The sequence below is a fragment of the Aurantibacillus circumpalustris genome (genome assembly GCF_029625215.1).
GTDB classification, from domain to species: domain Bacteria; phylum Bacteroidota; class Bacteroidia; order B-17B0; family Aurantibacillaceae; genus Aurantibacillus; species Aurantibacillus circumpalustris.
Map to the genome: position 1 here is coordinate 1,887,652 of NZ_CP121197.1, position 12,784 is coordinate 1,900,435.

General features: G+C 34.8%; 10 protein-coding genes. 8 read left to right on the forward strand and 2 right to left on the reverse strand.

Annotated elements, in window-relative coordinates; all coding sequences use genetic code 11:
- Positions 1-107: 107 nt before the first annotated feature.
- Positions 108-1,445: a T9SS type A sorting domain-containing protein gene (locus P2086_RS07925; protein WP_317899914.1), complete on the reverse strand. Its 1,338-nt coding sequence runs from the start codon at positions 1,443-1,445 to the stop codon at positions 108-110.
- Between the two features lie 370 nt (positions 1,446-1,815).
- Here P2086_RS07925 and P2086_RS07930 point away from each other — a divergent pair, with 370 nt between their 5' ends.
- The 8 genes from P2086_RS07930 to P2086_RS07965 all read left to right on the forward strand — a co-directional run bounded on the left by P2086_RS07930 (position 1,816) and on the right by P2086_RS07965 (position 10,696).
- A complete protein-coding gene (locus P2086_RS07930; RefSeq protein WP_317899915.1) occupies positions 1,816-2,736 on the forward strand; it encodes a UbiA prenyltransferase family protein in 921 nt (306 codons plus the stop codon).
- Between the two features lie 98 nt (positions 2,737-2,834).
- Positions 2,835-3,260: a hypothetical protein gene (locus tag P2086_RS07935; protein ID WP_317899916.1), complete on the forward strand. Its 426-nt coding sequence runs from the start codon at positions 2,835-2,837 to the stop codon at positions 3,258-3,260.
- Between the two features lie 26 nt (positions 3,261-3,286).
- On the forward strand, positions 3,287-5,554 hold the full coding sequence (locus P2086_RS07940; protein ID WP_317899917.1) for a T9SS type A sorting domain-containing protein: 2,268 nt from the start codon (positions 3,287-3,289) through the stop codon (positions 5,552-5,554).
- A 30-nt stretch (positions 5,555-5,584) separates the two neighbouring features.
- Complete coding sequence (locus P2086_RS07945; protein ID WP_317899918.1) at positions 5,585-5,944, forward strand: cupin domain-containing protein; 360 nt, start codon at positions 5,585-5,587, stop codon at positions 5,942-5,944.
- 124 nt (positions 5,945-6,068) lie between these two features.
- Entirely contained in the window at positions 6,069-8,492 is a 2,424-nt protein-coding gene (gene pheT, locus P2086_RS07950) for a phenylalanine--tRNA ligase subunit beta (RefSeq protein WP_317899919.1), read from the forward strand.
- A gap of 15 nt (positions 8,493-8,507) precedes the next feature.
- Positions 8,508-9,581: a CaiB/BaiF CoA transferase family protein gene (locus P2086_RS07955; RefSeq protein WP_317899920.1), complete on the forward strand. Its 1,074-nt coding sequence runs from the start codon at positions 8,508-8,510 to the stop codon at positions 9,579-9,581.
- On the forward strand, positions 9,581-10,015 hold the full coding sequence (locus P2086_RS07960) for a GNAT family N-acetyltransferase (RefSeq protein ID WP_317899921.1): 435 nt from the start codon (positions 9,581-9,583) through the stop codon (positions 10,013-10,015). The genes P2086_RS07955 and P2086_RS07960 overlap by 1 nt, the downstream gene beginning before the upstream one ends.
- 279 nt (positions 10,016-10,294) lie before the next feature.
- The gene (locus tag P2086_RS07965; protein ID WP_317899922.1) at positions 10,295-10,696 is read left to right on the forward strand and encodes a winged helix-turn-helix transcriptional regulator; all 402 of its coding nucleotides are present in this window, start codon (positions 10,295-10,297) and stop codon (positions 10,694-10,696) included.
- Here the strand turns inward: P2086_RS07965 and P2086_RS07970 are convergent, their stop codons facing one another.
- Positions 10,697-12,706, reverse strand: coding sequence for a glycosyltransferase family 39 protein (locus P2086_RS07970; RefSeq protein ID WP_317899923.1), 2,010 nt, complete (start codon positions 12,704-12,706; stop codon positions 10,697-10,699).
- Positions 12,707-12,784 lie beyond the last annotated feature (78 nt).

Here is a 12,784-nt window from a genome sequence, read left to right on the forward strand (position 1 = left end):
GTTTTTGTATATGTATTGATGTGTATGTTCTGATAAAGATAATCCAATTAAGTTTACCAAATGGTGCTAACGAAAATTAGGGACTTTATTTAACAAAAGGAATTAACTTATTTCACAACCACAATCTTCCGGTAAATTGTAATTCCACCCTTTTGGCCGCTTACAAAATAAATCCCTGCTGCAAGATTGTTGATATTTAATTCATAGTTATTCGCTGTTGAAAAATTGATTACTCTAATTAATTGACCAAGTTCGTTCATCAGATTAAGTTTTAAATCAGTGTTTGCTTGAATTGTAAATTTACCTTCGTTAGGGTTTGGATAAAGTCTAAAAAATGAATCTTCTTTTAAATCTTCCAAACTTGTACAAACACCAAAAACATTAACAGTTACCAATTCTGGAAGTGAAACGCAGTTAGCGGCATCTTGAACTTCCACTGTGTAGGTAGTCGAATTCTGAGGAAATGCATTTACGGTTGGCGTGAAATAACCGCTTAAACTTATTGGTGGAGCATTTAATGCCTCTGTCCAAATGTAAGTAAAAGATGAAGGCGGACCTGTAGCATTTACCCCAATATTTTGGATTGAAAGAAAAACAGATTCGGCTAAACAAACGGTTGGGTTCGCAGGCGCAACATTCAAAGTAAATTGAGGAATAACGGAGACACATGCGACGGCGGTAGCTGAGCAGATAGCAGTAGATCCCACAACAGTATAACAGGTTGTTGTAGAGGGTCTAACATCTACAGAAGAACTTGGAGGTATTGGTTGGCCTGGGTTATATGGAAACCAAACATACGTTCCAGCCCCGGATGCTGTTAAATGCACAGGTTTTGAATATTTTGGACTATTGTTTTGTATACATGTTGTGTAATTCGATTGCGTAACAAAGATGGTAAGAGGTGGGGGAGTGCCAATTGAAATTGTATTCTGGTCTTGACAGCCTATTGAGCTAGTGCCAATTACAGTATAGGTTCCAGCTGGTACGGAAATTGAACTTTGTGATACACTACCCGGGAACCAAGTGTAGGTGTTTGCACCAAAAGCTGTCAGTGTTGTAGTAAAACCAGCACAAACAGAGTTGAACACCGTGGCGACTGTGACAGTTGGACCATTTACGCACAAAACATTTATGATTTGCGTAGTCCCACCTCCTGGAATTAAAACATTAGAATTATCAAACGCTTGCACCCAAACCGTGTGAGTGCCGCAAGAAGTATAGGTAATTAAAGCCTGTGAACCCTGAGGATTTAATATCTGAACTGGCTCTTGTGGCAGCGTCATCCATTGATACGCTGAAACGTTTGTTAATGTACTACTCACAGTAGCATTTAAGTTTTGGTTGATACATGCGATAGAAGGAGTTGATAGCACCACTGATTGAGATTGCAGTAATGATGTTACAAAAAACAGTGCTAAACAAAAATTTGATTTAAGATTTTTCATGGGTCATGATTTTGCGGCAAAGCCTATTACGAAGTTAATCAATAAAGTTCTCTGAACGATCAATGTGGATTTAATTTTAAACATCAACTTTTTAATATTCTTATAAAAAGACAATTCTCAAATAAATGACAATTAAAGTTGACCAATAATTCTTGAAATGTTTACCTTAAAAAAGCGGAAAGTTAAAAGTACTAACACTCTTTTTTAACCCTTTAACAGCGCGTATTTAAAAGAATGTTTCAGTTAAATGATATAGGAAATCCAACGTGAAATTATTTACCAAAATTGTCGGTTACTAAATAAACTTTTTTTACACTTTTATTTTTGGTAACTTTAAATAGCTTCTAATTACTCTATGTTTAGTTTTAAGATGTCTCGTCTATCGACAAATAAATACATAAAGCTGTTTTTCTTCGGAAATTATTTTTATGCGGTGTGTGCTGTAGCACTTTCTATTGAGGCATCTTTGCAACAACACTATCCTCTTAATAATCTTTTGTACTATATTTTAGCGTTTTCGAGCACCATTGTTTTTTATACGAACGCATACATTTTAACGGAAGTTTCAGATGATATTGCTAACATACGTTCTATGTGGTATGCTCGTAATAAAAAGTTTATGCAAATAAATCAAGTGTTTTTCTTTTTAATCACTTTGTTATGCGCTGGTTTATTTTTGATTCGAAATTTTGAAAATTTTCTGGTTATGAATTCCGTAGAGTGGTTTTTACTGTTTATATTTCCAATTTCTTCCGGCTTGTATTATGGCGTGGATAATAAAGTTCTTGGAAAGAGAAACTTGAGGAACGTAGGTTGGTTGAAACCTTTCATTATTGGTTTTACATGGGCCGGATTAGTAAATATTTATCCAGTACTTTATTCTTGTATTGAGGATGGAACCCATTTTCATCCCACTTTTGTGGGAGCCTTCTTGTTTCTAAAAAACTTTATGTTTATTACTATTCTATGTATTCTTTTTGATATTAAAGATTACGCAATGGATTATAACGCACAATTAAAAACCCTTGTGGTGAAACTAGGTTTGCGCCGCACTATTTTTTATTTCATCATTCCGCTTTGTTTTGTTGGTTTAGGTTCATTTTTAATCTATGCCTTTTTGTTACACTTCTCAATTTTAAAAATGCTAATTAACACCATTCCGTTTGTTCTTATTATCACTGTTGCTTATTCAATGCATAGCAGGCGTTCTATTTTCTACTATCTTATTATTATTGACGGCTTAATGCTAGTAAAAGCCTTATGTGGTATTACCGCCATGAAGTTGTTTTAAAGAAGTGACCGTCGAGCCCCTCATAAATTGCTAAACCCTTTTTTTTCAGTAGATTTGCTCGAATTGAAACAACAATAAATTAAAACACTAATTAAATCATGAAACTCCATTTTGTTAAAGTCTGCTTTACTTGTTTTTTATTCATAGTTGGATATACACTTGCCGCGCAAAAATCAAAAACAATTGCAGAAAATTTCGATAAAAACCCAGCAACATTTACAATTAGCAAAACGGATTATAATAATTTGTTTTCGAAACAATCAAATGAAACAATAACTGGTGTACAAAATAAATACCTTACTAATTCCACTGTTTTAATGAACAGTCTGAATGGTGATATGAAGTTTATGAAGATCAAATTAGATTATTTTAAAAATTCTTTTTTGATGATACAGGTAAATGGTGGCTACTCAACACAAATATTCATTCTCTCCGACGATAAATCTGTTTTTTATAAAGGCTCAATAGATAATGGCGTTGTAACAATGACCAAGTGCAACGAAGACGACATTGTATCTGAATAAACACTTATTTTACCTGCGAAAAAATCATGTTATCAAGAATTAAAACTTTAATTAGCCTTACTATCCTTTCTAATATTTGTTTAGCACAAATTCCACAATTGAATAGTTCACCCGCAATTACCAATAAAGTTATTTACCTCGATTTTGATGGTCAAAAAGTTGTTGGAACTGGATGGAACTCTGGGAACCTCATCAATGCCGCACCTTCTACAATGAATGCTGCAAACATTATTCTTATTTGGAAAAGAGTTAGTGAAGATTACCGGCCATTTGATGTAAATATTACTACAGACTCTATAAGATTTAATAATGCGACACCTGACAAAAGAATAAGGGTTGTATTTACTCCAACCAGTGCTTGGTATGGTTCAGCAGGTGGAGTAGCTTACGTTGGTAGTTTTGCTTGGGGGGGAACTCCAGGTACACCATGTTGGGTGTTTGAAAATCAACTGAGTTATAACGTGAAAAATATGGCTGAAGCTGCCGCACACGAAGTAGGTCACACCTTAACGTTAAGGCACCAGAGCGAGTATAATTCTAGCTGTGTGAAAACGGCAGAGTATAATAACGGTTTTGGAAATGGTGTTACTTCATGGGCGCCAATTATGGGGGTGGGTTATTCTAAAAATGTTACAATTTGGCACACTGGTCAAAGTGCTACAAGCTGCAATACCATCCAGTTCGATCACGGTAATTCCGGCATAGGAATAACAAGTCCAAACTTTTTAAGTTTTTTGCAAGATGATGTAGGCGATAATTTTAACACGGCTAAAATTTTAAATCTTACTAATTTAAATCTTGTTGACTCAGGAATTATAACAGAGCCTACAGATAAAGATGCGTACCGCTTTACAATTTGCAGCAACCGTTATGTTTCCATAGGTGTAAAACCTTGGGCGCTTGATACCACTAATTATTTGGGAGCAAATTTAGATGTGCGACTGTTTTTATACGACGCTCTTAGTAACGTTCTTGCAGTTGACACTCCGCTTTCAAAATTACATTCACTTGTTGGACTTAACTTAACACCAGGCACCTATTATTTTACGGTAGATGGAGGAAGATCTGCATATTACAATGATTACGGTAGTCTTGGAAAATACTATGTAAGTATAAAAGCCACCAACCCATCTGCTTTAGCTAACACTATTGTTACAGCTACTAATATTTGCGCAGGACAAAATACCACATTAAATTATTCATCAAATGGATTACCCACACAGTGGTCATGGTCTGTTACAGGTTCGTCAACAAACACGTACTCAACTCAAAATCCATCTATGGCTTTTACCGCAGGTATATATACGATTAGTCTTTTGGCAACAAGTGCTTCATCGTTAAGTTGCCCTACTACAATCACTTTGAATATAGGCGCTACTCCAGCGATTGCTTTAACTAACTCTGTAAATGTTTTATGTCCAGGTAAAACATTAACACTTACTGCAACGGGTGCGTCTTCTTATACATGGAATCCAGGGGGTTTCGGCGGCGCAACGCAAATTTTAACTCCTTTAGCAAATAGCACTTTTACAATTTACGGAACAAATGGAACTTGTTTAAATTCAATCGTAAATACAATAACCGTTAGTCCGAATTTTACTTTTAGCTCAAGTGTTTCTAATTCATCAATATGTGCTGGAGAAACCGTTGCAATTACTTCTATTGGAGCCTCTAACTACACCATTAATCCCGGAAGTATTACAACAAATCCAGCCGTAGTAAGTCCCGTGTTTCCTACTAGTTATTTTGTAATAGGAGAGGTAGGGGGATGCACAAAGGTCAATCAGGTATTTGTGTCCGTCTCTCAGCATTTCGATATTTTTCTAACGATTTCTGACACGCTTATTTGTGAAGGTATGCCTGTATCGATTATTTCCACAGGCGCTAATAATTACACAATTAATCCCGGAGGCCTAATTGGTTACAGCGTAGTTGTAAATCCTTCAACTACTACAAATTATACAATTCTTGCAGAAGGAAACGGAGTATGCATCGAAGATACCAGCTTTACAATTCATGTAAAGACTTGTAATTTAACGGGTATCCGTCAAAATTTCAATAGTGATGAAATTCATATTTACCCGAATCCAGTTAAAGGGAATTTAAATATTTTTAATGAGCAAATTGGAGGGAGAATTGAAATCATCAACATTAGCGGACAAATTATTCATTCACAAACTATAGAAGAAAAATTGAGTCAGGTAAATACTCAAAACTGGGTAAAAGGAATCTACTTTGCGAAAGTGTACAGTAAGAAAAATATTTTATCTGTAGAAAAAATTATTGTTGAATAGTCTCATAGAAGGATGTAGAAAAACGAGATCATGGAAAAAGTTACAGTATCTGATAAATTATCTCTTTTTAGTGACCATTGGAATCCACGTATCGTTGGTGAACTCAATGGTCAACATGTAAAACTTGCAAAATTAAAAGGCGAATTCGTTTGGCACAAACACGATGAAGAAGACGAATTGTTTTATGTGTTGGACGGGATACTGAAAATTGAATTCAGAGATAAAGTTGTGGAGCTAAAACCAAATGAGTTTATTATTGTTCCAAAAGGTGTTGAACATAAACCTGTTGCTGAAAACGAAGTATCGGTTATGCTATTTGAACCCATGTCGACTCTCAATACGGGTGATACACATGGTGATATGACTAAAGAAAATCTTGAGAAGATATAAATCGCTTTTGTATTGACATAATCCGGTTGAACACTGTCAAGTAAGCAATAGCCCTGCTTATTCTGCGGAATATTTCCAAAATAAAAGTCCTGAAATTTAGCTATCTTTATGCCTCAATTTTAGTATGAAAATTTCAAATAACTGGCTTAAAACCATCATAAATAGTGACATAACTGCTGAAGAAACAGCAGAGAAACTTACCTCCGCAGGTCTTGAAGTAGAAGGACTTGAGTATATAGAAAGTATCAAAGGCGGATTAAAAGGATTGGTAGTAGGACATGTAGTTGAATGCGGCAAACATCCTGATGCGGATAGGCTCAGTGTTACAAAAGTGGATGTTGGTTCAGGCGAACTACTTTCTATTGTTTGCGGAGCACCTAACGTAGCAGCGAATCAAAAAGTAATTGTTGCTACCATTGGCACAAAACTTTATCCAAGTGAAGGCGAACCTTTCGAAATAAAAAAATCAAAAATACGAGGAGTAACGAGTGAAGGAATGATTTGTGCCGAAGATGAAATTGGTCTTGGTAAAAGTCATGCTGGCATTATGATATTGCCAGAAAACACAATTATTGGAACACCCGCATCAGAATATTTTAAAATGGAAACGGATACTGTTTTTGAAATCGGATTAACACCTAACCGCAGCGATGCGGCATCACATTTGGGTGTTGCGAGAGATTTAGCAGCTATTTTAAATTCCCACAATAATTCACATCAGTACGAAGTTGACATAAAAGGATTACACGAATTAGATGAGGCAAGTGGATTAAATGGAGTTGAAATAATAGTTGAAAACCCTGAAGCCTGCGAAAGGTATAGCGGACTGGTGATTACAGGTGTAAATGTAACGGAAAGTCCTGACTGGTTAAAAACCCGTTTGCAATCTATAGGTTTGCGTCCGATTAATAATATCGTAGACATTACCAATTTTGTTTTGCATGAATTGGGACAACCTTTACATGCTTTTGACCTTGATAAAATAAAAGGAAAAAAGGTAATTGTAAAAACAGCGAAAGAAGGTGAGAAATTTAAAACGCTTGATGGCATAGAACGCACATTGAAATCAAATGATTTGATGATTTGTAATGAATCTGAACCGATGTGCATTGCTGGGGTTTTTGGTGGAGAAAAAAGTGGAGTGACAGAAAAAACCAAGGCTATCTTTTTAGAAAGTGCTTATTTTAATCCTGGTTATGTTCGTCGCACCGCTAAACACCATAGTTTGAAAACAGATGCATCTTTTCGTTTTGAACGAGGAACAGATCCTGATATTACGATTAAGGCTCTTGTACGTGCGGCTAATTTAATTTTCGAAATAGCAGGTGGAACTCTTAGTATGGAAGTCAAAGATCTTTATCCTGAGAAATTATGGCCTTATAAAGTTGGTTTCTCTTATTCGAATTGTACTGAATTAATTGGAAAAGAAATTGATAGAACGATCATTAAAAACATTATTCTAAATCTTGGAATTGGAATAGACAACGAAGGCTCTGATGGTTTGTTACTACTTGTGCCACGATACAAAACAGATGTAACACGTGAAGCAGATGTTATTGAAGAGGTGATGCGCATTTATGGATATAACAATGTGGAAGTGAGTAAAAATATTTCTTACACAGCTCATAACGAAGCCAAGAATTATGATGTTGATTTGGATAACCGTTCAGGCAGTTTGTTAGAAGGTTTCGGATTTAACGAGATCATGAGTTTATCCTTAACCAAGGAATCATATTATACGGAAGAAAATAACACAGTTAAAGTTGTAAATCCTTTAAGTGCAGATTTAAACGTTTTGCGTGCCGATATGATTTACAGTGGTCTTGAAGCGATTGCCTACAACATTAATAGAAAGAGTTCTGATTTAAAGTTTTTCGAATTAGGAAAAACCTATCAGCAACCAAAAAAAGAAGAAGCGAAATACAAAGAGCAAAAACACTTAACGCTTTTTGTAACGGGTGATTTATTTCAAGAGAATCCTTATGGGTTAAAACAAAAAGCAGATTTTTCATTTTTAAAATCTACCGTTGTTAATTTGTTAAACAAGTGTGGGGTATCAAGTTATAAGAGCGTTGAAAGTACTTATGCTAATTTTGATCTTGGTTTAACTTATCAGCTAAATAACAAACCATTCATTGAACTTGGTCAGGTTTCAAAAGCACTCTTAAAAAAATTTGGTATTTCTCAACCTGTTTTTTATACCTGTATTAATTGGGAAATGCTCGTAAAAGAATTTTCTAAACAAGATATAAAGTTTCAAGAAATAAGCAAATTCCCCACTGTACGCAGAGATTTAGCTTTGTTGATTGATAAATCAGTTAACTACAAACAAATCGAAGAATTGGCTTTCTCAACAGAACGCAAACTTTTAAAAGAGGTGAATCTCTTTGATATTTTTGAAAGTGAGAAACTTGGAAATAAAAAATCTTACGCAGTGAGTTTTACTTTATCAAACAATGAAGCTACTCTGACTGATAAACAAATTGATGCAGTGATGGATAGATTAATTTCTGGCTACAAAGAAAAATTAGGAGCAGAGTTACGCTAATTAATAATAATTTTCGTGGAAGATATTTTTAGGGATCTTAAAGTAATTGAATTGGCGGGCGTTTTAGCAGGACCAAGTGTGGGTTTATTTTTCGCGGAATTAGGTGCAAAGGTTATTAAAATCGAAAATCCTAAAACGAATGGAGATGTTACGCGCAGCTGGAAATTAAAAACAGAAGATTCAAAAGATAAAACCTCTGCCTATTTTTGGAGTGTAAATACTGGTAAGGATTTTTTGATGCTTGACATTACAGCACCTTCGCAACTACAAAAGCTTTACGATCTGGTTAAAGACGCTGACATTGTTATTACCAATTATAAAGGTGGCGGAGAAGAAAAACTTAAAGTAGATTATGCGACTTTATCTCAACTCAACCCTAAATTAATTTATGCATCTATCAATGGTTTCGGCTACAACTCCCATCGCTCAGCCTATGATTTGATTTTACAAGCCGAAAGTGGTTTTATGTCGATTAACGGTGAAGTAAATAGTCAGCCATTAAAAATGCCGATCGCTTTAATTGACATGGTGGCGGGACATCAATTGAAAGAAGCAATTTTGATTGCACTTTTAAAACTGTATAAAACAAAAAAAGGCTCACATATTTCAGTTTCACTCTTTGATAGCGCCATTGCTTCTCTTTCAAATCAAGCCACGAACTGGTTAGTAGGAAAAAGTCTTCCAAAATCATTAGGAAGTATTCATCCGAACATTGCGCCATACGGAGAGCTTTTTGAAACAAAAGACAATCAACTGGTGACCTTTGCAATTGGAAGTAATAGTCAGTTTAAACACCTTTGCGAATTAATTCAATATGCTTCTCTGGCAAGTGATCCGAAGTTTGCGAATAATCAATTACGTGTGAATAATCGCACGCAGCTCTACGCCTTACTTTACGACTACATCAAACAGTTTAATTTCAAGAATCTTTTTGATCTTTGTCTGGAAAAGGAAATTCCGATCGGAAAAATTAGAAATATTAAGGAAGTCTTTGAATTGCCAGAAGCGAAAGCGATGACGCGAAAATTTACTTTTGACAAAAAAGAAGTAACAACCGTTAATAGTATTGCTTTTAAATTTATTGAGTAATGTATAGTGTTAAAGTTGGTAGCAGTGCAAAAGAACTAGAAGCTATTCTTGCTTTAAGATATAAAATACTGCGTCAACCCTGGAATCAGCCGGCTGATACTGCCACCGACAATTTAGAAGGTAAAAGCATAAACGCATACATTGAAGATACTAATGGGAATGTAATTGCTTGTGCACGATTACAAGAAAACGAAAATAAGGTCGGTCAAGTCCGGTATATGTCTGTTGACAATTCCTATCAGGGAAAAGGACTGGGTAAATTACTTCTTGTGTTTTTAGAACGAAAGGCAAAAGATTTAAACTTATCTAAAATAGAATTACAGGCACGTGAAAATGCGGTTAAATTTTATGAAGCAAATAATTACGTCATTAAAGAGAAAACTTTTTTATTGTGGGGAATCATTCAGCATTATTTGATGGAGAAATCCCTTTAAATTTAACCATTGAGGCACGGAGGGCGCTGGGAACATTTCAGTAGGCAGTTTTGAGTCGGCAGTTGCAGTATATGCGAAACCACTAAGACACTGAGTACACGAAGCAACACTGAGAGAAGGTATTTAGGCAGTTGGCAGTTTTGAATAGATGTTCTTCGTGTCTCAACTAAAAATCTCTTATATGGGCTTATATTACTTAGGTGGTTAAAAAAAGAAACGGAAGTGGAACCGCTGCAGTAATATGGCTTTATTTAACAGTTTAAACTTTAACTTTCTATCATGATTATAAACGGTAAAGAATACATCTACAAAATTAATGGAGACAATTACCACTGTGCCATGGATGTAACAATGAACTTTATTGGTGGCAAATGGAAAACAGTTGTGTTATGGTACTTAAGAAATAAAACACTTCGTTTTGGAGAACTTAAAAAACAAGTCCCCGATATCACTGAAAAAATGCTGAGCATACAATTAAAAAGTTTGGAAGACGACGGTTTAATAAAACGTGAAGCATTTGATGAAATTCCTTTACGGGTGGAATACTCTATGACTGACTTTGGAAAAAGTCTTATTCCGATTCTGGAAGCTATTTCTAAATGGGGACGTAATCTTGGTGAAACGGAAGGAACTATGGTGGAATTAGAGCCTCGCATAGAAAAGAAGAAAAAAAGTTTGTAATTAATCCCACCAGTCCCATTTACGGGGCCAATAATCAATCACCTTGATTTCAAAATCAATTAATTCAAAATTTTCTTTTCCACGATTCCATAAATAACAAGTTATATTACTCTTGTATTTTATGCGATCGTAATTAAAACCATTAAAGTGTTCGGAATAAATAGTGGTCGTAGAATCTTTATTCATCAGATAATCTGACGCAGCTTTCCCGTTGTATGCATATTGTTCATTTGTTTTTTGGTCGTTGACAGAAATACATACTTCGAGCGGACTGTAATTATTTTTAATTTTCACCACGGCTTTTGCCAAAACAACCTGACCTTCTCTTTCGGTCACTTCATGCAATACTGCTTTTGCGTCGAATGGAAATTCGTTGAATGAATCTACTTTTAAAACAAAAAATTTATTTGATTCTCGAGTATTCGCTTTTGAATAAATAAAATTTCCTCTTTCGTTTAAAGACGAAAAGTAACTTAGGTGATCATCAGCAACTACAATTGTTTGATCTTCTTTTTTTCTGGAATAAACTTTGTAGTTGATTGCTTGTGTCTGTGTGTTTTCTATTAAATAGGGGAAGTGCTCTAAAACGACTGCTTGATGCTGTGGCATAGCTGATGATAAGACAATATAGTCAGTTTTTAGATTAGAAATGAATTCCGAAAACAAGCGCTGAGAAGAAACTTTTTCAATAATTTCTTCACCATTCACTCTGTCAAAATGAGCACGTTCCATATTCGAAATTATGGAGTCGGCAGAAGTAACGCAGTCGAAATTAGTTTTGTATTTTTCGAAATAAATTTTCTTCATTATTTCGTCTGCGTCAAAGAACACAGGAAATACATTTTTATTGCCGTACAGATTTTTATAATGAATTGTTCTTTCAAATTGATATTCGTAAACAGTTTTAACGGCTTGGTTGAAATAATCTTTCTTTAGATATGTTTTATATAACAAGACAGATGCAACTATAACGAGAGCAGAGTTTAAGATGATCTTGCTTTTAAAATTTAGAAAAGAACAAATAAAAAGTACCAAAGCGCTTCCTGAAAATAACATCACAGAATATTGAAATATGGGAGAACGCCAAATGGAATAGAAATAAACTACCAGAAAATTAAAAAGAAAAAGAAATAAAAGGAATGCTTGTTTTTTGCTGACAGATACAGATTTATTAAGCATAAAAGATAAAACTAGTAACACTATAATTAGAAGGTAAGTTTTTCCAGTGCCAAAAAGAATTTTAATAAAGAAGAAAAGTACACTGAATTCAGGAGCTTCCAACCAGCCTCCATTTTCAACGCCAATGCCCGGTATACTTAATTGGTAGAGAGTCACCGATAAATGCGGTAAATAGGCAAGAACGACTATACCACACATTATTAAATAGGCTTTGTAATTTTTTTTATCGAGAAAGAAAAAACCTGACGCGCAAACTGTAAAAGCAAACAAAGAATTAATGTGTTGGTTCAATGCAGATAATAAAGCAAAGAGTCCGAGAAAAAAATAATTTCTCCAACTCAAATTCTTTAAAAAGAAAATTCCGAAAAAATAGTATAAGAGCGCTATACTAAAGAATACACCCGAAATATACATGCGGGCTATTGGCGCATAAAAAACAAAAATGAGTGAAAAGCCTAGCAAGAGTGCGGAAAATAATCCAGCTTGTTTTGAAAAATTCCTTAATCCAAATGCATAAGCGTAAGTAATCGCACCTAAACTAAAAAGTAAAAAAGGAAGTTTAATAATCCAGGTACTGTACCCGAAAATTTTAACGAGGTAATAAATCAATAATTGAATGAGAGCAGGATGAGCGTCTATTTTCACGCCTTTTTCAATGACCTCAGAAAACGAGTTAAACTGGGTTCTTTCCAAGCCACTGAGTTCGTCATAAGTATATTGGTAATCAAATAAAGGTAAAAAGCGGAGTAGGGTACATGCCAAAAGAACACAAATAAACAGACTATGTTCTTTAAGCAGCTTCACCGTACTAATATAAAAATTAAACGGCATTTAGACAGGAGAAGTTTTTGAAAAAAAACATTCTTTGTTTTTTGGCCTTATAATCGTTATAGTTCAAACGGGATGAAT